Here is a 23,511-nt window from a genome sequence, read left to right on the forward strand (position 1 = left end):
CCGCTGAGAGCTTAAAACCAAAACAAACATGATTAAAAATTATATCAAAATCGCCTTCAGAAGCCTGTTCAAGAACAAGGTTTACAGCTTTATCAATATTTTTGGTCTGGCTCTCGGTATGACCGTCTCGATGCTGATCCTCATGTTTGTGGTGCACGAGTTCAGTTTTGATAAGTTTCATCAGAACCATAAGCAGATTTACCGCATAATGGCCCAGCTGGATATGGATGGCCGGAAAATGCAGTTCAACTCATTTACGCCCAGGCTCGGTCCGGCTATCAAGTCGTCGTCACCCGGCGTGAAAGATTTTGTCAGGATAAAAAATGCCTACAAAAAAGTGGTGATCAAGAATCCCGCTGCCGGTGCCGAATTGTTCTATGAACCTAATTTTATGTTCACCGACCCTTCATTTTTTAAGGTTTTCAGCTTTAAACTGAAGGAAGGTAATGTCAATGAAATACTGACCAGGCCTTTTACGATGGTCATTTCGGAAAGGATGGCCGAGAAATATTTCGGGGATAAAGACCCGATCGGCAAAGCCCTGCTTTACGAAGGCAAACACCTGATGGAGATTACCGGGGTGGCAGAAAACCCTCCTTCAAACTCGACCTTTAATTTCGATTTTTTGGCTTCCTCCATCACCATTCCCCAATTGAGCGAAAGTGATAAAATGTCGTGGGAAAAGGCCGGGATCTTCAATACTTATTTATTGCTCGATGATGAGAAGTCCGTTCCCAAAGTCACGAAAAATATCCTGGCTGCCGGAAAACAAACCGGGGCTTTTGATGAATCCGCCAATTACATACTGGAGCAGTTTGCGACCATTCACCTGGGCAATAACTTTTCAGACTCAGGCAATACGAGACTGATCTATATCTTTGCCGGTATCGCCGTCATGATCCTTTTCCTGGCTTTGTTTAATTACATGAGCTTAACAACAGCCAGGTCAACCCTCAGAGCCAAGGAAGTTGGAGTGAGAAAGGTTTCCGGAGCGGGCAGGGGAGGCCTGATCAGGCAGTTTTACGTAGAATCGGTACTGGTTTGCCTGATTGCCTTCGCTTTGAGTTTCCTGATGACCAAGTCTTTCCAGCGGCCGTTTTATGAATTACTCAACCTTAACATAGATACTTCATTCCTGATATCACCCCTTTTTATCAGCATTATTTTCGGCCTGCTTTTGCTGAGTGCTTTTTTTGCGGGTTCTTACCCGGCACTGATTCTCTCCGGTTTTTCACCGATGGAAGTGCTGAAAGGCAGACTGTCGAGCCAGCAGAAAGGATCGGGTATCAGGAAAGGTTTTACGGTGTTTCAGTTTACCGTTTCGATAGCCCTGATCATTTCGACTTTTATTGTGAAAGATCAGCTGAATTTTATGCAGCAGACCAAACTGGGTTTTAACAAAGACCAGGTCATCAGCATCCCGCTGAGCGAAACAGCCGGGAAGAATTTTTTCGCTTTACGCAATGAGATCGCCAAAGAATCCGGGGTGGAAGATGTAACCGTAGCCAGCACTGAGATTTTCAAAGGCTATAACATGTATTTCACCAAGAATTTTACGAATAACAAGGATGTAGGTCTCATGTCGATGAGTGTTGACCAGAATTTTGTCAAGACATTTCAACTGGAATGGAAAACCAAACCCCAGACGGACTCCTGGAAAAACGGGGGGGTGGTGCTGCTGAATGAGAAGGCCGTTCTTGACCTGGGTTTTAAAGGGAATCCTGTTGGACAGCAACTTTTAGGAGAGTCTGTCAGCGGAATCATTAAAGACGCTCACTTCAATTCACTTCAGTCGAAAATTGAACCCCTGGCGTTTTTTGTGGTCGGCGATACCACCAACTTGCTGGCCAGGGAAGGTTCTGCAGGGATACTTTATGCCAAAGTCGACCCTAAAGCAGACCTGAAAGCCAAAGTGGAAAAGATAGAGGCCATTTATAAAAAATATGAGGTGGAGAAACCTTTTGAGTACTATTTCCTTGATGATGCGTTTAACGAGACATTTAAAACGGAAATCAGGATGTCGAAAATGTTTACGGTGTTTACGGCTTTTGCCATTTTTATTGCCTGCATGGGCTTGTTCGGACTTGTCACTTTCACGGCTGAGATCAAAACCAAGGAAATCGGCATCAGGAAGGTGCTGGGTGCCAGTGTGAGTAACCTGGTGGTATTGCTTTCCAAAGATTTCATCAAACTCGTGCTGATTGCCAACGGACTGGCCTTCCCGCTGGCCTGGTACATGATGGACAAATGGCTGCAGGATTTTACGTATAAAACGGATATTTCGTGGACCACTTTTACTGTTTCCGGGACACTGGCCATTGTGATTGCTTTGGTTACTGTAAGTTTCCAGGCCATCAAAGCCGCCCTGATGGATCCGGTGGAATCGTTGAAAAGCGAATAGTTATAAGCTTCAGGCATTGAGCTTTAAGCTGTTGGCCTTTTGTCGAGACCGTGCACGTAAACTCTGTTGTAAGCTCGTCCCGCAGATACGCACCGCCGTGTATATCTACGGGACGAGCTGGCGTTAGGCCCCGATTTATCGGGGCTTAACGCCTAACGCCTGTTGCTCCGTTTTCCTTCCTTCGTTCTCCTTCAGAAAAAAAATAAATTTTCATTTCCATGCAACCTTTACGTAATTTGTGCATCATTAACAGATTATTCCCGGTTGCTAATTATTGTTAATATTCCCGGTATTAACATATTTTAATGTGCAATAAGATCTGAAATGAAATAGATTTGGGCCTGAAGAACCCAAATCACTTAAGCTATCACTTATAAAATGAAAAAACTATTTCTCTTAAAACTCCTTGCGTTTTTAACGTACCAGACCTCTGTTGCTCAGATTATTCCCAAATCAGTTTCAGCTCACCGGACCAACAAAAAGGTCGTTATTGACGGTAAACTCGATGAAGCTGCCTGGAAAGACGCCCCTTTGATTACAGATTATGTTGAATTTCGCCCTGTAGTGGGCCGTTTGGAAGAAAAAGGCAATCATACCGACTCATATCTGATGTATGACGATGAGGGTATTTACTTCGGTGGTACCTGTTTTGAACGAAGTGCCGACAGTGTTTCCAAAGAACTGGCCGGCCGTGACGGTTTCGGGATGAACGATTACATCGGGATTATCTTCGATACGTATAATGACAAGTTAAATGGTTTTGAATACTTTGTCACCCCTCTCGGTGAGCAGTGGGATGCCAAAATGACGACCAATTATAACAGCGACAACGGCGGGGAGGACTTCAGCTGGAACGCCGTCTGGAAAAGTGCCGTGGTGATACATGAAAAAGGCTGGTCGTTTGAAATATTCCTGCCTTACTCAGCCATCAGGTTCAGCAAGGACAAAGTCCAGAACTGGGGGATGAACATCACCCGGAGAAGGCGGAAGACAGAACAGCAATATACCTGGAGTGCCATTGATCCCAATATAAACGGGTTTCTGACGCAGGAAGGTTTATGGACAGGCATTGCAGACATCAAACCCCCGGTGAGGCTGCAGCTCTCGCCTTATTTTTCTTTGTACGGCAATCATTTTCCTGTCAACACGCCGGGACAGAAAAACTTTACCAGCCAGGTTTCGGGCGGACTGGACCTGAAACTGGGACTTAACCAGGCCTTTACGCTGGATGCTACCCTGATACCCGATTTCGGGCAGGTACAGTCAGACAACCAGGTGCTGAACCTGACGCCGTTTGAAGTGAAATTCAATGAATACCGCTCATTTTTTACCGAAGGAACAGAGCTTTTCAGCAAAGGTAATTTGTTTTATTCCAGGCGGATCGGGGGAACACCCATTCACCTCGGCAAGGCTTATGACGACCTGAAATCCAATGAAAGGGTACTTACCAATCCGAATGCTTCGAAACTGATCAATGCCTCGAAAATCTCCGGACGATCGAAAAACGGGCTGGGGATAGGCCTTCTGAATGCCATTACCCACTCGCAGGAAGCCGTGATCCAGAATACGGAAACCGGTGATACAAGGGTGGTTCAGACGGATCCCCTGACGAATTATAATATTTTTGTATTAGACCAGACTTTGAAGCATAACTCAAGTGTGAGTTTTATCAATACGAGTGTGATCAGGGGAAGCCAGGATTACAATGCCAATGTGAGTTCTGCCCTTTTCAATTTCTTTGACAAGAAAAATACCTACAACTGGACAGGAAGCGTGGCCCTGAGCCGTCTGAATTATAAAGAACCGGACAGCAAGGACCGGATCGGTTACAACCACAGCTTCGGTTTCGGTAAAACCAGCGGGAAGTTTGTTTACAACATCAGCCAGGAATTGACCGATACCCGTTTTAACAGCAATGACCTCGGTTATTTTACGAACAATAACTACATCAATCATTATCTGTATGTAGGATACCGCTACATCGAGCCTAAAAAATGGTACAACAGGCTTTTCTATAACTTTAATGCCAATGTCAGTTCCCTGTTTTCTCCGATAGGCGACATCAAAACCAAGTACCAGACGTCAAGATTGCAGGTGAATATCAACGCCCAGACCAAAAAACTGAACTGGGCCGGTATATTCTTCAACTATAACCCGCCTCAGAATGATTTTTATGAACCAAGGGTGGAAGGCATGGTTTTCAGAAGAGCCGGAAGTGCGATGGCCGGTTTCTGGATAGAATCCAATGCGGCTAAGAAGTACTCATTCAATACCGAAATTGCTGAAAGGGTATTTATCAATTTTTACAGGGTCAACGGGATGGATGTATTCCTTCAGCAGAAATACAGGTTTAACAGCAAGTTTTCGATCACTCACACCATTAATTATCAGCCGCGGCCAAGAGGTCTTGGTTTTACCGGAATCGAGTCGGATGGTGACATTGTTTTTGCCATCAGGAAAGTCAGTACCTATGACAACATCCTGAACCTGAAATATAACTTTACCAATAAAATGGGGCTGACTTTCAGGGCCAGGCACTATGCCAGTACAGTAAACAACAAAGAGTACTTTACACTGAACAACACCGGGGGATTAAATCCGCTGGCCAAACCTGAAGAGGCTTACAACCGCAATGTCAATTATTTCAACATCGACATGGTGTATACCTGGCAGTTTGCCCCGGGCAGTTTCCTTAACCTGGTGTGGAAAAACGCCACTTTCACAGATGCGGCTAAAATCAATAATACTTATTTTGAGAACCTTCAGAGTACGCTGCAGTCGGATCAGAACAACAATGTTTCAATGAAAGTCATTTATTTCCTTGATTATCTTCAGATTAAGAGTTTTGTGAAGAAAAAGGACAGATCATAAGGAGTCAGCAATGTTTTGAAAACGGGAGAGTGGTTTATCCATTTTCCCGTTTTTTGTTTTGATACACCTGTTTTGCAGGATTAGGGATAATTCGCTGTTATTCAATTGATAATAACCTTGTCCGCTTTTGTACAGGCCCGTGTCCGATTTCGGACATTTAATAACTTTTGCTATTTTTAAAATGCTTGTAAACAGCTGTTTATGAATTCAGGCATGTGGTTTGTTAGTAATAAATCAACTATAGTCAGCTATTCACTTATTCTTATAAAATTATGATCAGCAATTACCTGAAAGTCGCCTGGAGAAATCTCCTGAAAAACAAGACCTTTTCCTTCATTAACATCGCCGGTCTGGCTATCGGCCTGAGCTGTTTTATGCTGATAGGGCTGTATGTGATTGACGAACTCAGCTTTGACCGCTATAACGAAAAAGCCTCGAGGATTTACAGGATACATTCCGACATCAAGTTCGGCGGAACCGAACTCAAACTGGCAGTATCTTCAGATCCGATGGGGGCAACGCTGAAGAAGGATTACCCGCAGGTAGAACAATACGCCAGGATTTATGCTTCTGACGGTTCAAAATTCATCAAAAAAGGCAGTGAATACATCAATGAACCTAAGGTCGCTTATGTGGACTCGACCTTTTTTGAGGTATTTACTTTCCCCTCCATTGCAGGAGACACTAAAACGGCCCTTGATAAACCTAATTCGGTTATTTTATCTGAGACAGCCGCCAAAAAGTATTTCGGAACGACAGACGCTATCGGTAAAAGCATAGAAGAAGGCATCGGTAAAAAAACCGTATACAACGTGATGGCCGTGATCAAAGACATGCCGGTCAACTCCCACTTTAATTTTGACTTCCTGTTTTCGATGGATAATGTGAATTATACGATGGGTAATTTCCTGAGTCATAATTTCCATACTTATCTGCTACTGAAAGATCATGTTGACTATAAGGCATTTGAAAAGAATTTTGAGCCGTTTACGGAGAAGTACATTCTACCGCAAGCCAAACAGTTCATGCAGATCAACACCATGAAGGACTTTGAAAAAACCGGTAATAAGCTGTCATACAGCCTGATACCTTTGACGGATATTCACCTGAAGTCTGATAAATTTGCTGAACTTTCTCCAAATGGAAGCATGCAGTATGTCTACATCTTCTCTGCCGTGGCTATTTTCATTCTTTTGATTGCCTGTATCAATTTCATGAACCTTTCGACCGCAAGGTCGGCGAACAGGTCAAAAGAAGTGGGTATCCGTAAAGTACTGGGCACCGAAAGAGGCACGCTGATCAGGCAGTTTATTGCAGAATCAAGCCTGATGAGTTACATCAGCTTTGCATTTGCCTTACTGATCACCGTTCTGGCTATTCCGTATTTCAATGATATTTCCGCCAAGCAGTTTTCGATCACGAGCCTGCTTGATCCTAAGATTTTACCTGTTTTGTTGCTTTTGCCTTTGGTGGTTGGTTTTATGGCGGGTTATTACCCTGCGTTTTTCCTTTCTTCTTTCAGGCCGATCGAAGTGCTGAAAAGCAAGATCACGACGGGCTTCAAAAAAAGTAACCTGAGGAACCTGCTCGTCACTTTCCAGTTTGTGACTTCCATCATTCTTGTGATCGGCACGATCGTGATCTATCAGCAGCTCAGCTATATCCAGAACTCAAAAATAGGGTATGAAAAAGACCAGATGCTGCTGGTCAGGGGTACTGATGCCCTTCAGGCCAATGACGAGGTCTTTAAAGAGGAAGTCAAGAAAATGGCCGGCGTAAAGAGCGGTTCTTTTGCAGGATATCTTCCGGTCAGCAATTCTTCAAGAAGCGACAACACCTTTTCGACTACCCCGGTGATGGACATGAAGAACGGGTTTAACATGCAGACCTGGAGAATTGATTACGACTACATTCCGAACCTGGGTATGGAAGTGATCAAAGGCAGGAACTTTTCGAAAGAATTCGGAGCCGATTCCAGCAAGATGATCATCAATGAGTCGACTGCTAAAATCATGGGCCACAAAGACCCCATCGGGAAATTCATTTATACGATGGACGATAACAACCAGAGTGTGGCTTATGAGGTGATCGGGGTGGTTAAAAACTTCAATTACGAATCCCTGAAGAAAAACGTCGGGCCTTTGTGTTTCAGACTGGGGAATAACAACTGGGAAACTGCCTTCAGAGTGAGCACGGCTGATGTGCCGGGGCTGATTCAGAAAATAGAAGCGAAATGGAATACCCTGGCCCCGGAAATGCCTTTCAGTTACAGGTTCCTGGACGATGCCTTTGACGAAATGTACAGGGCTGAGCAAAGGGTTGGTAAAGTAGCTCTGACATTTGCCTTTTTAACGATATTCATCGCCTGTCTCGGCTTATTCGGTTTGGTGACCTACATCGCAGAGCAACGAACCAAAGAAATAGGTATCCGGAAAGTATTGGGAGCCAGTATTTTCAGCATTACGGCTCTGTTGTCGAAAGACTTCCTGAAACTGGTGCTGATTGCCATTTTCATCGCTTCGCCGATTGCTTATTTTGTGATGAATTACTGGCTGCAGGATTTTGCCTACAAAATCAGCATTTCGTTCTGGATGCTGATTGGGGTAGGAGTGTTTTCGATATTAATCGCCTTTTTAACGATAAGTTTTCAAAGCATTAAAGCGGCTTTAATGAATCCGGTCAAATCCCTGAAGAGCGAGTAACTTCGTGCCTCGAGGCACGAAGCCGCATCTCGAGGCTGTACCTTCGTGCCTCGAGGCACGAAGGTACAGCGACCCGAACCCATAATCCCACGCCCCGGGGCGTGGAGCAAAAATGATAAAAAACTACATCAAAATCGCCTTCAGAGGCCTCTGGAACAACAAATTGTTCTCCTTCATCAATATCTTTGGTTTAGGGCTGGCCATGGCGTTCTCGCTGATTTCTCTGATTCAGATTCAGAATGTCTTTGAATTTGACAATTTTCACCCTTATCCCGAGCGGACTTACAGGATCCTGACAGACCTGAAAACAGAAGGCGGAGATAAGATTTCTTATGCCGCTTCGCCTTTTTTGCTTTCTGATAAGTTGGGAAATGAATACGCCGGAATCGAAAGGACTACCCGTGTGATCCGGCATTTTGAAGGAGAATTGAACAACAGGCTTAAGTCTATCCGGGTCAACGGCATTTATGTTGACCCTCAGTTCTTTAAGATTTTCGGATTTCCGCTTCAGAAAGGTTCCTACCCGGTAGAGCCTCGGACGCTGGTGCTGACCCATGAAACGGCTGCGAAATTCTTCGGTACGGCCAATCCTGTCGGAAAAACCATCTCTCACCCTGACCTCGGCATATTTACAATCTCCGGAGTTCTGAAGCCTTTTAAAAACAGGGGCACACACTTCCGGAGCGATGTGATGGTGTCTATGGCCACGTTTTTACAGACCCATAAAGAGAAGAATGAGCTTTCTGCCTGGAAGGATTACGATACTTTCACATTTGCGTTGCTGGACAAAAAAGCCGGGAAAGAAGTACTGGACCGTGCCTTAACTGAAATTGCTGCCAAAAGCCGCAAAGAAGTCAGTTTCGGGAAAAGCAGCCACCAGTTCAGACCACAGCGGCTCAGTGATATTTCGCCTGATTTTGAAGGACTTGAAAACAATCCTTATGTGGATTCGGTTTTAAGTCTGTTTTCCAATTTCTCTATGGCGTTTATGCTGATGCTTTTGGCGGGCTTTAATTATGTCAACCTCACCCTGGCCAAATCGCTGAACAGGGCAAAGGAAGTGGGTGTAAGAAAAGTCACGGGAGCTGTTCGCTGGCAACTCGTCATGCAGTTTTTAACGGAAACGGTGGTGCTGGCTCTTTTTGCTTTGCTGATCGCTTTTCTGGCTTTCCAGCTCTTAAAAATGAATATCCATGTAGGATGGCTGGCCTGGGAAGTGGACAATAATCTTCTGATGTGGCTTATTTTCCTGGGATTTGCCGTGTTTACGGGGGCGGTAGCGGGAATTTTGCCGGCCAGGATACTGTCGGCTTTTCAGCCTGTGCAGGTGTTGAAAGGCGAACTCGGTCCCCGCACCTTCGGTAAGCTGAGTCTCCGGAAAAGCCTCATCGTCATCCAGTTTGTTGTGACGCTGGTTTTTATGTTCTTCATTACCACGATGTACAGCCAGTTTGATTATATGGCGACCGAAAATGAGAATTTCAACCGTAAAAATATCCTTAATCTGTCGCTTTCCGACAATAATTACCAGTTGCTGGCCAACGAAATCTCCCGTCAGAAAGGTGTGGAGCAGGTAGGTGCGGCTTCGGGGCCGTTTGGAGGTGGTGCTTCTAAATGTCGCATCAAGCCTGAGAAGGGGGATGAAAACCGCCAGGCTTATTATTTTGCGGTGAACAAGGGTTTTGTTGAAAACATGAATCTGAGTTTTGTGTCGGGCGAAAACCTCCCGGAGAGCACTTCAGATTCTGCAACGGGTTTTGTGGTACTCAACGAGAGAGCTGTCAAAGCTCTTCACCTGGGTAGTCCGCAGGAAGCCGTCGGTAAATCCGTTTTCCTGGACGAAACCTCTGAGGTGATTGTGCAGGGTGTTGTCAGGGATTTTTGTTTTTCCAACTATCATGAACTCGCACCCCTGGTAATGCAGTACAACCCGTCAAGGTTTCATATTTTATCAGTAAAAACGGGAGACGGAGTCTCCAAAACGGCTTTCGAATCAGGGTTAACAAAGGTCTGGAAACATTTTTACCCCTATGAAGCGGCTGTGTTTGCCTGGTCTTCAGACGAACTGTACGAGCGTTATTTTCCGGGTGAAGACATGAAATTCCTGGGGATGATCACAGTGGTGGCCTTTGTCATTGCCGTAATGGGACTGCTGGGCATGGTCACCTACAGCACAGAGAAGAGAACCAAAGAAATCGGTATCCGCAAGGTGATGGGGGCTGACGTAAGCCAGATTGTAAAATTGCTTTCAGGAGGCTTTCTTAAGTTGCTGCTGATCGCCGCACTGATCGCCCTCCCGCTCGGATATGCGGCCGGATTTGCTTTTCTGAACGTGTTTACTTTTCACACAGGGCTTAATTCGGGTCTGCTTCTTTTCTGTTTTGTGGCCGTGTTTTTTATCGCTATCCTTACCGTGGGCCTTAAAACTTACCAGGCAGCACAGATGGACCCGGCAAAGAGCCTGAGGAGTGAGTGAATGATAGAATGATAGAATGAATGAATGGCCGACCTGGGCTTTGCCCGGGCGGGAGTGATTGAGCGATAGATTGATAGGATGCCTGCCCGGCCTGAGACTCTGTCTCGGAAGGGCCTGACCGACGTGAACTTTGTTCGGGCGGGAGTGAATGTGGAATGAAAGGTAATAAAAAGCTATAAAGTAATTTTTTAATAAAAGCCGGACGCTGAATGCTGAGGGCCAAACAGCCAAGAAAATGATCAAGAACTACTTAAAAATCGGACTGCGTAGCCTGAGCAGAAACAGGAGTTATACTTTCCTGAACATCCTGGGGCTTTCAATAGGGGTAGCTGCGTGCATCCTGTTGTATGTCGTCATTTCTTATGAAAGAAGTTTCGATAATTTCCATGCGAAAAAAGACCGGATATACCGTGTCGTCAGGAATGTTAAAGGTAAAGACGGTAACTCTAATTTTTCGCCGGGTAATCCTCTTCCGGCTATTGCGGCACTGGAAGTGGATGTGCCTCAGTTTGAGAAGATCGTGCCTGTTTTTGGTACCATCGACCCCCAGATCACCGTATTAGGTAAGGACGCTAACAATCTATCCAACGAAAAGAAATTCCTGGAAACCAACACCGGTATGGTGGTTGGGCCTGAGTTTTTTGATCTGTTTGACTTTAAGTGGCTACAGGGCAATGCCAAAGTATTGGCCGAACCCAACATCATTGTATTAAGCAGAAAGAAGGCTGAGAACTATTTTGGTAAGTGGGAAGATGCCGTAGGACAATACCTTAAGATCAATAATAAAGCAGTGGTCAAGGTAGCGGGTGTGCTTGATGATATACCTTTGAATACTGATTTTCCCCTTGATATCGTGGTGTCTTATGAAACCAAACGCAAGAATCCCGACCTCCTGATGTTCGGATTCGGGCGGTTTGACAGCTGGGGAACGGTGAGTTCAAACGATCAGATATTTGTCTTACTCCCTGAAAATGCCTCGGAGAAGCAGTTTAACGGGTATTTACAGCAATTTGCGGATAAACATCAGGACGGCGAAGCCAGGGGCACCAAGGTTTTTAACTTTCTGAGCCCCCTGGCAGATCAGCACCATGACGAAAGATTTGAAAATTATTCAGAGCACAGGGTGAACAAAAGTGTATTGGTGACCCTGTCGCTTATAGCTGCACTGATTATTTTGATGGCCTGTATAAATTTCATCAACCTGGCCACGGCACAATCCGTCAGCCGTTCGAAGGAAGTAGGCGTCAGGAAAGCACTGGGCAGCCTTCGCTGGCAGCTGGTGGGCCAGTTTATGACCGAAACGGTTCTTATAGTATTTTCAGCCGTGGTTTTAGGCGTTCTTATCGCCCTGCTGAGTTTGCCTTTATTGAGCAGGATATCCCAGGTGCCCGCCGATCTGCCTATTTTACTGAATCCCCAGATATGGTTGTTCATTTCCGTACTCCTGGTCTTTGTAAGTTTTATGGCGGGTTTTTACCCTTCGATGGTTGTTTCAGGTTTTCAGCCCATTGAGGCTCTTAAAAATAAAATATCAGGTAAAACGATCGGGGGGATTTCACTCAGGAAAGCCCTCATAGTAACCCAGTTTGCCATCTCCCAGGTTCTGATCATCGGAACCATCGTCACGGTCTCTCAAATGAATTTTATTCAGAAACTTGATCTTGGCTTTATAAAAGAAGGCGTTTATATCGTTCCGCTGGATTCTGAATATTCAGGCCGTTTTGAATCATTTAAGCATGAGCTGATGAAGAACCCGGCGATCCGTTCAGTCAGTTTTTCTTCCGACCAACCTTCGTCCGACAATAACTGGTCGAGTAATTTTGCCTTTGATAACAGGGCTGAGGATGCGGATTTCAGTGTTTCTTTAAAAATGGCCGACCCTGATTATTTCAAAACTTATGGCCTGGAATTTCTGGCCGGAGAAGCCGACAAACCATCAGATACCACCCGAGGGTATGTCGTGAACGAGACCTTGCTTCACAGTTTTGGTCTGAAAGATCCTCAAAAAGCCATTGGAAAGAACATAAAACTTGGAGGCGGACAATGGAAACCCATTGTTGGTGTTGTGAAAGATTTTAAAGCGAATTCGGCCAGAGAAGCGGCAAAGCCCATCATCATCATGCAGAAGAAGGATTATTACTGGCAACTGGCTATTAAACTGGGGTCATCAAACCTGACGCAATCTGTCGAAGATATCCGTAAACAATACGATGCCTCCTTTCCTGAAGTGGTTTTCACCGGTAGCTTTTTTGATGAGAACATCGAGAATTTTTACCAGCAGGAGCAGCAGATGACGCTCCTTTACCAGATTTTTGCAGGTCTCACGATCTTTATTGCCTGCCTTGGACTGTTTGGCCTGGCCACTTTTACCGCCCGCCAGAGAACGAAGGAAATAGGCATCAGGAAAGTACTGGGAGCTTCGGTCCTGAACCTTTCGGCTTTGCTGTCTGCAGATTTTGTGAAACTTGTGTTGGCGGCCATCCTGATTGCCGGCCCGGTGGCCTATTATCTGATGGGTAAATGGCTCCAGGATTTTGAAAACAAGATCTCCATTTCCTGGTGGATGTTTGTCCTTGCAGGATTGATATCAGTGGCGATTGCTCTCATCACCGTGAGTTTCCAGTCCGTCAAAGCCGCATTGATGAATCCCGTCAAATCATTGAAGAGCGAATAATGGTGGGTTCGTGCCTCGATGGTAGGTTCGTGCCTCGAGGCACGAACCTACCATCCCTCATTTTTTAAAAGTCAGCACCTCTTTCTCTCCGCAGTGAATCTTCACTTCCTTGTCGCCTATCAGGATTTTCCTGGCTTCTTTGAGATTCTTAAAGAACTCAGCCTCAGCAGAAATAACCGTGGAATCTGTTGAAGCAAGCTGGGTGGAAATAAATTCCACATTTTTAACCATATTTCCATCACCGTCAATGATATAGGTGGCGTCATATTGGTTAACATGCCCCATGCCTGTCAGGCGAAGGTAGCTTTCATCCCCTTTTTGCTTTTGCCAGCTGAGGGTCACATTTTCCGGAACGGGCGTCTTACTGATCTCATATTTGGTGAAAAAGTAGACTTTCTTAGCCGTTGTATCAATTTGCAGGGTATCCGTATTGATAAACACCGTGTCTTTGACCTGTTTGTCTCCCTGACCACCGGATTTACAATACGCAACGAGGAACACAAGAATGTAAGCAATGAAGATGTTTCGCATAGTTTTATGGTTTATTTACAGATACTAACGAAAAAAGTGTTCCGTCAGATCATCATTTTTATTTAGCGGTCATTTGGGGATTTTTACGAGTGATTTAGTGATAGAATGCCTGCCCGACCTGGGCTTTGCCCGGGCGGGATTGGATGATTGTTGGAGGATTTGGAGAGACCTTGCATGCAACGTCCGACGATCAGAATGCCTGCCGTAAATGATTATAGTAAATGTGCTGACTTTTATCCCGCAGATACGCATAGCCATGCGTATCTGCGAAGTCATAATTATTTGAAGAGGTTGTCCGAGAAGGTCAGGGTATTGACAAACGGTCTCAGGTAGGTTTTGTTTTTAGCCAGCCCTACGATCTTGAAAATCTCGTCGATGGTGTCGGGAAGGTACTGTGATTGATGGCAGGCGTATGATTCCCTTGCGGCCTTGAAATCGTTTTCAGAAAAAGGGATCTGGTAAGTCAGGTATTTCTCCTGCACAAAATGGAAGGACTTCATCAGCCAGATGGCCCCGGGGGTTTTAAGCGGCAGCTCTTTTTTGGATTCTACCGGAAATCCCGCGTAGAACAATTTAGCGGGACAGTTTTCGCAACCTTCCTGGAAAACCTCTGTGACCATGTTGCTTACCATACGATGGTCAGGATGGCCGTAGCCTCCCTCTGCACCCCAGGTCAGTACCACGTCGGGTTTCAGTGATTTGAAGGTCTCCTGTATTTTCTGCTTCAGTAAAGGATGATTTTTGGCGTCGTAAAGTGAGCCGTCTACCAGGTTGAAGAAAATGGGTGTATGTATTTTCAGCTTTTCTGCAGCACAAATGGCCTCTTCTTTTCTTTTTCTGGCCAGCGAATCCCCCGCAGGAATTTTGGCAAAGGGTGTTACACCATTTTGTCCGTCAGTAGCGATGGCCAGGTAAACTTCCGAGCCTTCCCTGGCCAGTTTAGCCAATAGGGGTGAAACCGTTATTTCATCGTCCGGATGAGCAAATATGGCCAGGACAACCTTCTTATTCTGAGCAAAAGCAGGGATCAGGGACAGGAGCGTGAGTAAGGTTAATGCGAGCTTCTTCATAGGGTATTGATGTTTTTAATGAATTAAGTACCACAAATTAAAGGAAAGTATTGACATCAGATCAAGTAAAAACAGACCGGGTGCAGATTTTAAGCTGTTCAAGGTGTAAAATACAAACGGTACCGCTGTTCGCTTCTGTACGGTATTTGTTCGAAAGCGGACATTATTATCTGGTAAAAGATGGTTTAGTTGGTTGATTATTAGTGTATTATTGTTTCTGGCACAGAATTGGACTATGCATTGAAAGGAAATATTGTTTAGGGTTAATTCGAGACGAAAGGAATGGCCGGACAGCCGGATTTTATGATATATTATTCATCTGTTCCCTTTCCTTTCTTTCTTTATTACGGGACATTAAATAATCACAAGTCATGTTACAAAGCTACTTAAAAATTGCCTTCAGAAACCTGCTCCGCAATCGCGTTGTTTCGGTGATTAACATCGCCGGACTATCCCTGGGTCTGACCTGCTGCCTACTGCTTTTTCTCTATACCAAAGATGAACTCAGTTTTGACCGGTTTCATGAGAAAAAAGACAGGATTTACCGTGTAACGGCTACGATCACCAATGACAAGGAAACAACCAAAAGAGAGACGACCAACAGCCCCGTCGGACCCGCGTTTCAGGAAGATATTCCCGAAATTGAGTCTTTTGTCAGGGTTCAGGACGATTTTTCAGTCATTAAAAAAGACGGTGAAAACTATAACCAGAATATTGTGCATGTGGATTCCAACTTCTTTTCTGTTTTCAGCTTCCCGCTTCTGGCCGGAAATCCAGAAACGGCACTTACTGAGCCGGGAGGGATTGTATTGACGGAAGAAACTGCCGTTAAGTATTTCGGCACCGCAGATGCGATGGGCAAGATACTTCAGATGAAAAGGGGAGAAGTGTTTGAAAACAAGGTTGTTACGGGTGTCGCTGCCAACCCGCCCCTCAATTCTTCCATCCAGTTTCAGGCCCTGATGCCTTTTGATAATTTCAGCGATGAGTGGATCGGGTTTTATCTGAACACTTTTGTTGTCCTGAGTCCGAAGGCGGATTTAGCTGCAGTGCAGCCTAAACTTGACCAGGTATTTCATAAAAGAGCTGCCGCCGAGTTGTCAAGAATGAAAAAGGAATATGGCAGTAAGGAAGTTTATCATTTTGATCTGCAGTCGTTTACCGATATTCACCTCAAATCGGAATCTGAACTTTACGGTGGTCTTACCAGTGCCAGCAAGCCTATCTATTCTTATATATTATCAGCGATCGCCATCTTTATCCTGCTGATTGCCTGTATTAATTTTATCAACCTTACCGTGGCCCATTCGTTGCGGAGAGGAAAAGAGATCGGCCTCAGAAAGGCGATTGGCGGTGAAAGAAAACAACTCATATTCCAGTTTTTGGGAGAATCCTCCCTTGTTTGCCTGATCTCCTTTGTTTTGGCCCTTCTGTTTGCCCAGCTGCTGCTCCCTTTATTTAATGACCTCGCGGATAAAAGACTGAGCCTGTCTTATCTGATGGATGCTCAGCTGATAGGCGGATATGTGCTGATATTCCTGGTTACCACCTGTCTGGCCGGGTTTTATCCCGCCCTGGTTCTTTCCGGATTCAGCCCTGTGCAGACCCTGTATGACCGTTTCAGATTTACGGGGCGTAATTTCCTGACCAAAGGCCTGGTGGTTTTCCAGTTTGCCCTGGCCGGATTTTTCATGGTGGCTACAGTCATCATCTACAGGCAGTTTGATTTTCTGACCCACAAAGACCTGGGTTATGATGATAAAAACATGGTGGTGATGCACCTCGCGAGAGGTGGTATAAAACAATCGACCATAGACCTCTTTAAAAATGAATTAAGCAAAGTGCCTTCAGTAGTGAGTGTGGCAGCAAAAAACTCCGGAAACAGGAACGCCACAGTAGGGCAGGTCGACGGAAAAGAAATAGAGTTCGGTTATTTCAAAACTGACGCTGATTACCTTAAAACACTGCAGATTGGGCTGGTGGCCGGAAGGAGTTTCTCTCCTGATTTTCCTGCCGATTCAACCGAGTCGGTGATGGTTAACGAGGCCCTGGTTAAAGCCGCAGGCTGGAAAAATCCCGTCGGCAAACAAATAGATTTTACGTGGAAAAATAAAAAACAAACCGTAGTCGGTGTGGTTAAGGACTACCACTACGGCTCCCTGAAAGACAAGATCAAACCCCTGGTCTTTACGGCTGACCCTCATTACGGATACGGAGAATTATGGATTAAAATCAAGCCGGAAAATCTTCCTGAAACCATGAGCAAACTCGCCGCCATTCAAAAGAAAATTATGCCTCTGAGTCCGTATGATTACTCTTTTGCGGATGCTGACAACGTCAATAATTATGAACAGGAGCTCAGATGGAGACAGATCATCACGTGGGCCGCGATCATCACCGTATTCATTTCCTGCATCGGGTTGTTTGGCCTGACAGCCATGACCATCCAGAAAAGAACGAAGGAAATTGGCATCAGGAAAGTATTGGGGGCCTCGGTCCTTAGCATTTCTACCTTATTGTCCGTTGATTTTGTCAAGCTGGTACTGATTGCCCTGATCATAGCTTCACCGTTGGCCTGGCTGGCCGGCAATTACTGGCTGGAGGACTATGCCTACAGAATTGAGGTAACCTGGTGGTTCTTTGCCGTGTCGGCCGGCGGAGCTATCCTGATTTCCATCCTGACGGTCAGCTTTCAGGCCATTAAAGCCGCGATGATGAATCCTGTAAAATCACTTAGAACCGATTAACCAGAGAATATATAGAGTCACAAAGTGCCCGGACCTGTTGTCCGGGTCCTTTATTTTCAGGACCTGGTACGTTTACAGAAGAAATAATAAAAAATATAAATAGTCATGCAACTTTTTAACAAGCTTTAACATCTTTGTTTTAAATCTTTAAAAATCTTAAATTATGAAAAAGTTATTATTTACGTTTGTCGTTACCTTATTGTATTTAAACGCATCTGCTGCAGACGAAAAACCATTCCTGGTTAAAACCTTCACCTCATCTTCAGTAAAAGATGTTAATATAGTTACCTCAGGTGGCGGAATCTCAGTAAGCGGCACAGCCGGCAGCGAGTCCCGCGTTGAAGTTTACATCAGACCTTCCAACTCCTCTAACGGAAGAACCATTTCTAACGAAGAAATCAACGAACGTCTTGAAAAATACGTTTTATCCGTAAAACAGGAAGGCTCAACCATCGTATGTGTGGCTAAGGCAAAAGAGAATAAAATGAACTGGAAAGAAGGCCTGAGCATTACATTCAAGGTTTTTGTTCCTAAAAATACTTCTACCGACCTGAATACCTCAGGTGGCGGCATCAACCTGTCCGGTCTGAAAGGAAATCTGAAGTTCCGTACCAGCGGTGGCGGTTTGCAACTGACTGACCTTGACGGAAACATCACCGGAAGCACTTCGGGCGGAGGTATCAAGCTGATCAACTGTGACAACAAAGTAGATGTACAGACCAGCGGCGGCGGTATCCGTGCAGAAGGCTGTGACGGCGACATCAAACTGGTCACTTCAGGCGGCGGTATTAAATTGAAACAACTGACCGGTAAGATCGATGCCACCACCAGCGGGGGAGGTATAGAGGTGGACGGTATCAAAGGTAACGTAGTGGTTTCTACTTCAGGCGGATCAATCAATCTTGAAGGCGTAAGCGGCAACATGAAGGCCTCAACCAGCGGCGGTGGTATCAACGCAGAAATTGTGAAACTGGATGAAAACTTATCTTTAAACACTTCTGCCGGATCAGTAAACCTTAAACTGCCTTCTAACAAAGACGGTCTGAATGTAGACATCAGAGGCAACAAGGTTGACTTTGAAAACCTTTCTAATTTTGAAGGCCGCAAGGACAGGAACACACTTCAGGGTACTATCAACGGTGGTGGCAAGAATGTGAAGATCTCCGCTTCTTCAGGACATGTAAACATAAGCAGATAATATAAAACTATAACTCAACGTATGAAAAAACTAACTCTTGCTATCGTTCTGATGAGTTTCTCGGTGGTGTATGGCCAGGAACAAATCACAGCCAAAAAAATTTATCAGCTGATCGACCAGAAAAACCAGGTGGTGATCCATGATGCGGTCATTGTCGGAGAACTGGACCTGACCGAACTTTCGAACAAAAAAGATGTAACCAGAGGCGGTGGAAATAAAAGTTTCAAAAGCACTGTCGAAGTACCTGTTTCGTTTGTCAACTGTACTTTTAAAGACGATGTAATAGCGTATAAGAGCATCGAAGAAGGCGAAAAATCAAGAAAATCAGGTGGCCTTTCAGTGAGCTGGGGTGGAAACAATACTTTGTATACGACTGATTTCGAAAAACCGGTAGCTTTCAAAAACTGCAACTTTGAAGGAGAAATGCAGTTCAAGTATTCTGATTTTGACGGTACGGTGACTTTCGAAGGATCGAACTTCAGGGATGTGGCTAATTTCAAATACGCCAGCTTTGAAGAAAAAGTAGACTTCAGAGAATGCAAGTTCGCAAAAGAGGCCAATTTCAAATATGCCAAATACGATCAGGACGCTTCTTACAGCAAAAACCGTTTTGAAGGCTATGCAGACTTTAAGTATGCGAAATTTGGTGACAGGGTAAGCTTTAAAAGTGCAGAGTTTAACAACTACGCAGATTTCAAGTACACCAAAATCACCAACGAAGCCATCTTCGTAAACGCAAGTTTTAAAAACGCTGCCGATTTCAAATACACCCAGGGCAAGCGTTATATGGATTAAGAATTGTGAAAAAATGATATTGCAAAGAGGGCAGAGCCATTGGCTTTGCCCTCTTTTTTTGTTTCAGCGATCCCATCATCATCGTCGAACATGCGACCCCACTGGGGTCGGAAAATGTAGATTTTGATAATTTTCTATAAACATTTGACCCCCGCCCGACGTGGCCGCCGGGTCGGGCGGGCTTTCCGGGTCATTGTACTGTCCAATGTTTGGGACGCAAGGACGGAAACGCCTGGTCGGCGTCACCCTGTCTTTGACCGTCGTATTTCTCTGTAAATATCTGATAATCTATTCATGATAAAGGTAAATGAAATCCCGGCAATGCAACCGAAGGATTCACATGTCTATTGACGCATGGCCATAAAACATCGAAGATCTGATAACCGGTAATGAACCCAAGGGGTTCACTTGTTTATAGCAAACAATTGGCCCCACATGTACACTACCCTGACAGGGTCGCACTACTCCGCGAAGATTGATTTGTGCGGCTGCAAGTAAGATTTGTCTGTTGGCAATGCTGTCCAGGGTCTTCAGACCGCCGGACGGCGTCGCCCGGTCTCTGACCGGTATGGCGAAAATGTAAGTTCACATGCTGGGAAAATCGTGTCTTGTTTTTTGAGAGCGGTCTGATAACCGGTAATGAACCCGACGGGTTCACATGTTTATAGCAAACAATTGGCCCACATGTACACGACCCTGGCAGGGTCGCACTACTCCGCGAAGATTGATTTGTGCGGCTGCAAAAGCGATTTCCTTTACCCACGATTTAAATCGTGGGTTGGTAATTATGATTTCTCTGTTGGCAATGCTGTCCAGGGTCTTCAGACCCGCCGGACGGCGTCGCCCGGTCTCTGACCGGTATGGCGAAAATGTAAGTTCACATGCTGGGAAAATCATGTCTTGTTTTTTGAGAGCGGTCAGAGACCGCGTTACGCCGTCCGGTGCGTCAGAGACGCGGGACAGCGTCTCGCTGCAACTATGATTTGCCTCATTGCAAGTAAGATTTCTCTGTTGGCAATGCTGTCCAGGGGCCGGACGGCGTCGCCCGGTCTCTGACCGGTATGGGGAAAATGTAAGTTCACATGCTGGGAAAATCATGTCTTGTTTTTTGAGAGCGGTCAGAGACCGCGTTACGCCGTCCGGTGCGTCAGAGACGCGGGACAGCGTCTCGCAGCAACTATGATTTGCCTCATTGCAAGTATGATTTGTCTCGTTGCAAGTATGATTTGCCTCATTGCAAGTATGATTTGTCTCGTTGCAAGTATGATTTGTCTCGTTGCAACTATGATTTGCCTCGTTGCAAGTATGATTTGCCTCGTTGCAAGTATGATTCGTGTCGTTGCAAGTATGATTTGCCTCGTTGCAAGTATGATTTGCCTCATTGCAAGTATGATTTGTCTCGTTGCAAGTATGATTTGTGTGTTGGCAAGTATGATTTGTGTGTTGGCGAGTATGATTTGTGTGTTGGCAAGTATGATTTGTGTGTTGGCAAGTATGATTTGTGTGTTGGCGAGTATGATTTGTGTGTTGGCGAGTATGATTTGTGTGTTGGCAAGTATGATTTGCCTGATGGCAAGTATGATTCACCTCGCCCACGATTTAAATCGTGGGTTCGCAAAGGTGGATTTGAATGGCTATAAGATAGCTTCGGCCGGGTTATGATCCGGACTGTGACGGAATATCCTGTCAATCCCGGAATCCTGTCAAAACTGAAACGGAGGAGTTTGTGAAACAGGGCAGGCCTGTCCGCCGATGAACAAACCCTGTCCGATTTCGGACATAAAATATTTCATTTAAACAGGTAATGTGTTGATAGTAAATAAATTATGATTATTGGCATAGGGTTTGATTCTTACTGTACAACGGAAGCACAGAAAACAGAAACACCTGATGTGTGAAATTACTTCCGGAAGTTCTCGGGACAGGTATTAAATAAAAGAGCATCAAAAGGGCAGCGGACTTGAAAAAACAGAATAATATGTTTTATTTCACCACGTCTTTTCATTCTCAAAAACACTAAAAAATGATTCAGTTAAATTCAGTATCAAAACATTATCCTGCGGGATTCGGCAAAACATACGTACTCAGAAACATCAACCTGGATATCAACGAAGGCGAGTTTGTTTCTATCATGGGGCCTTCAGGCTCGGGTAAATCAACTTTACTGCACATCCTTGGCTTGCTGGAAGAGCCTTCTGAAGGCGAATACCTGTTTCTTGACCATCCGGTGCAGAAGCTCTCTGAAAAAAGACGTACTGAGCTGCACAGGACCCAGATCGGTTTTGTGTTCCAGGCCTATCACCTCATCGACGAACTGACCGTTTATGAAAACATCGAAACACCTCTCTTGTATAAAGGCCTTTCTTCCTCAGAGAGAAAAAGTAAGGTGGCGGATATCCTTGACAGGTTCAATATTGTAGGTAAAAAAGACCTTTTTCCAAACCAGTTATCAGGAGGTCAGCAGCAACTCGTGGGTATTGCCCGTGCCATCATCACAGAACCAAGGGTGATTTTTGCCGATGAGCCTACCGGAAACCTGCATTCAGAACATGCCAAAAAAATCATGGAGGTGTTTAAGGAACTGAACGAGAATGACAACGTCACGATCGTGCAGGTAACCCACTCCGAAGTAAACGCCGAATACGGCAACAGGGTCATCAATCTGAAGGACGGCTGGATTGATTAATGAAGTATTAAGTCTATAAAAACAAAAAATGAAAAAGCTATTTTTTTTCCTGTCATTTCTGCCGGTTTCATTCTGTAACGCCCAAACCATCAGCTTGCAGGAATGTGTGGAAACCGGAATAAAAAACCATCCTGATATTCAGAACAGGATACTGACCCTTGAGTCTTCCCAGGCGGATGTAGAGCAGGCCAAAAGCCTTCGTTATCCGCAGATGAGTGCCTCTATTAACCAGGGAACCAACATCGGACGTAGTATTGACAGGTTTACCAACACCTATATCAATCAGCTCTATAATTCGACCTATGCCGGGGTAAGTCTGAATATGCCGGTATTCCAGTTTTTCAGGATAAAAAACCAGATCAACCAGGCGGAATCCATGAAAGAATCGCAGATTCTGAATGTTGAAATAGCTAAAAACGACCTGACCGCCAGGATCGTGAAAGCGTATCTTGAAGTGCTGGCAGGGAAAGAGCTGCTCGATATCGCAGAAAGACAGGTGGCCACCTCGACCGCCCAGATGGAAAGGATATCGAAACAGGTGGATGCCGGAACAGTCGGTAAGCCGCAGTTGCTTCAGATCAGGTCGCAGCTGGGTAATGATCAGCTGGCTTTCATCGACAGCAAAAATGCATACAAAGCACTAAGACTGGCCTTGTTCCAGGTACTGAATGCCAAACCTGATGACAATGTCGTTTTTGAAGCTATCAACTCCAATATTGAAGACAGAAAGGCTTTACAGGGTGTTTATGAGAATGCACTGAATAGCCTGCCTCAGTTAAAAGCTGCTAATTTTGAGATCAACAGTTTCGATTACCGCGTTAAGGCCATCAAGGCACAAAACCTTCCCCGCTTAGGCTTCGGTGCAGACTACGGTACTTTTTATGCCTCGTCTAACCCCGAGGGTACTTTCTTTGAGCAACTGAACTCCACCAGGAGCGGGTCGTTTTCACTGGGCGTCAATATCCCGATTTTCGGAAGACTGCAAACCAAACCGGCGATCCATACAGCCACCGTAGGCAAAAAACTGGCACAGAACCGCCTGGAAACCACGAAGCTTTTGATGAGACAGGATGTGGAGCTGGCCGTGCAGGCATTTCAGGCAGCAAAAGACAGGTACGAAGTGGCTCAGCAGCAGGTAGCCATCAACAAAGAAAACCTTGAGGCGGTAGAGTTACAGATCAATGCAGGAACCCTCAATACGATAGAATACATACTGGCCAAAACCAATTACGACAGGGCCAATTCAACGATCGTTCAGGCCAAATATCAATACCTCCTTCAAAAGAAACTGCTTGATTTCTTTGATTCAGGAAACTGGTCATTGTAAGAGAGATCACAGCCATTATAAAAGCAGCCCGGA

At 45.1% G+C, this 23,511-nt stretch carries 12 protein-coding genes; 10 read left to right on the forward strand and 2 right to left on the reverse strand.

Going from position 1 to position 23,511, the window contains the following annotated elements:
* Nucleotides 1-28: 28 nt before the first annotated feature.
* From GVN16_RS08575 to GVN16_RS08595, 5 genes are all read left to right on the forward strand, one after another.
* A complete protein-coding gene (locus GVN16_RS08575) occupies nt 29-2,401 on the forward strand; it encodes an ABC transporter permease (protein WP_166563451.1) in 2,373 nt (790 codons plus the stop codon).
* A gap of 378 nt (nt 2,402-2,779) precedes the next feature.
* A complete protein-coding gene (locus tag GVN16_RS08580) occupies nt 2,780-5,272 on the forward strand; it encodes a DUF5916 domain-containing protein (RefSeq protein WP_205748814.1) in 2,493 nt (830 codons plus the stop codon).
* 272 nt (nt 5,273-5,544) lie between these two features.
* A complete protein-coding gene (locus GVN16_RS08585) occupies nt 5,545-7,974 on the forward strand; it encodes an ABC transporter permease (RefSeq protein ID WP_166563452.1) in 2,430 nt (809 codons plus the stop codon).
* A 112-nt stretch (nt 7,975-8,086) separates the two neighbouring features.
* The gene (locus GVN16_RS08590) at nt 8,087-10,450 is read left to right on the forward strand and encodes an ABC transporter permease (protein WP_166563453.1); all 2,364 of its coding nucleotides are present in this window, start codon (nt 8,087-8,089) and stop codon (nt 10,448-10,450) included.
* Between the two features lie 235 nt (nt 10,451-10,685).
* The gene (locus GVN16_RS08595) at nt 10,686-13,124 is read left to right on the forward strand and encodes an ABC transporter permease (protein ID WP_166563454.1); all 2,439 of its coding nucleotides are present in this window, start codon (nt 10,686-10,688) and stop codon (nt 13,122-13,124) included.
* A gap of 57 nt (nt 13,125-13,181) precedes the next feature.
* On the opposite strand, the gene GVN16_RS08600 is transcribed toward GVN16_RS08595, so the two are convergent.
* Together GVN16_RS08600 and GVN16_RS08605 are read right to left on the reverse strand one after the other, a co-directional pair.
* Nucleotides 13,182-13,655 carry a hypothetical protein gene (locus GVN16_RS08600; RefSeq protein ID WP_166563455.1) on the reverse strand — a complete coding sequence of 158 codons (474 nt, stop codon included), beginning with the start codon at nt 13,653-13,655 and terminating at the stop codon, nt 13,182-13,184.
* A gap of 278 nt (nt 13,656-13,933) precedes the next feature.
* Complete coding sequence (locus GVN16_RS08605; RefSeq protein ID WP_166563456.1) at nt 13,934-14,725, reverse strand: PIG-L family deacetylase; 792 nt, start codon at nt 14,723-14,725, stop codon at nt 13,934-13,936.
* Between the two features lie 371 nt (nt 14,726-15,096).
* On the opposite strand from GVN16_RS08605, the gene GVN16_RS08610 reads away from it, so the two are divergent.
* From GVN16_RS08610 to GVN16_RS08630, 5 genes are all read left to right on the forward strand, one after another.
* The gene (locus GVN16_RS08610) at nt 15,097-17,472 is read left to right on the forward strand and encodes an ABC transporter permease (protein ID WP_166563457.1); all 2,376 of its coding nucleotides are present in this window, start codon (nt 15,097-15,099) and stop codon (nt 17,470-17,472) included.
* Between the two features lie 163 nt (nt 17,473-17,635).
* Nucleotides 17,636-18,670, forward strand: coding sequence for a DUF4097 family beta strand repeat-containing protein (locus GVN16_RS08615; protein WP_166563458.1), 1,035 nt, complete (start codon nt 17,636-17,638; stop codon nt 18,668-18,670).
* 21 nt (nt 18,671-18,691) lie between these two features.
* A complete protein-coding gene (locus tag GVN16_RS08620; protein WP_166563459.1) occupies nt 18,692-19,465 on the forward strand; it encodes a pentapeptide repeat-containing protein in 774 nt (257 codons plus the stop codon).
* A 2,023-nt stretch (nt 19,466-21,488) separates the two neighbouring features.
* Nucleotides 21,489-22,151 (forward strand): ABC transporter ATP-binding protein, encoded by a 663-nt coding sequence (locus GVN16_RS08625; RefSeq protein ID WP_166563460.1) that lies wholly within the window; start codon nt 21,489-21,491, stop codon nt 22,149-22,151.
* A 28-nt stretch (nt 22,152-22,179) separates the two neighbouring features.
* Complete coding sequence (locus tag GVN16_RS08630; protein ID WP_166563461.1) at nt 22,180-23,478, forward strand: TolC family protein; 1,299 nt, start codon at nt 22,180-22,182, stop codon at nt 23,476-23,478.
* Nucleotides 23,479-23,511 lie beyond the last annotated feature (33 nt).

Source organism: Emticicia sp. CRIBPO (assembly GCF_009905725.1).
Classification (GTDB): domain Bacteria; phylum Bacteroidota; class Bacteroidia; order Cytophagales; family Spirosomataceae; genus Leadbetterella.

Bases quoted from the DNA above. Each gene is read 5' to 3' on its own strand.
- GVN16_RS08595 (WP_166563454.1), top strand. From the start codon at position 10,686: ATGATCAAGAACTACTTAAAAATCGGACTGCGTAGCCTGAGCAGAAAC.
- GVN16_RS08580 (WP_205748814.1), top strand. From the start codon at position 2,780: ATGAAAAAACTATTTCTCTTAAAACTCCTTGCGTTTTTAACGTACCAG.
- GVN16_RS08590 (WP_166563453.1), top strand. From the start codon at position 8,087: ATGATAAAAAACTACATCAAAATCGCCTTCAGAGGCCTCTGGAACAAC.
- GVN16_RS08610 (WP_166563457.1), top strand. From the start codon at position 15,097: ATGTTACAAAGCTACTTAAAAATTGCCTTCAGAAACCTGCTCCGCAAT.
- GVN16_RS08585 (WP_166563452.1), top strand. From the start codon at position 5,545: ATGATCAGCAATTACCTGAAAGTCGCCTGGAGAAATCTCCTGAAAAAC.
- GVN16_RS08625 (WP_166563460.1), top strand. From the start codon at position 21,489: ATGATTCAGTTAAATTCAGTATCAAAACATTATCCTGCGGGATTCGGC.
- GVN16_RS08615 (WP_166563458.1), top strand. From the start codon at position 17,636: ATGAAAAAGTTATTATTTACGTTTGTCGTTACCTTATTGTATTTAAAC.
- GVN16_RS08620 (WP_166563459.1), top strand. From the start codon at position 18,692: ATGAAAAAACTAACTCTTGCTATCGTTCTGATGAGTTTCTCGGTGGTG.
- GVN16_RS08575 (WP_166563451.1), top strand. From the start codon at position 29: ATGATTAAAAATTATATCAAAATCGCCTTCAGAAGCCTGTTCAAGAAC.
- GVN16_RS08600 (WP_166563455.1), bottom strand. From the start codon at position 13,655: ATGCGAAACATCTTCATTGCTTACATTCTTGTGTTCCTCGTTGCGTAT.
- GVN16_RS08605 (WP_166563456.1), bottom strand. From the start codon at position 14,725: ATGAAGAAGCTCGCATTAACCTTACTCACGCTCCTGTCCCTGATCCCT.
- GVN16_RS08630 (WP_166563461.1), top strand. From the start codon at position 22,180: ATGAAAAAGCTATTTTTTTTCCTGTCATTTCTGCCGGTTTCATTCTGT.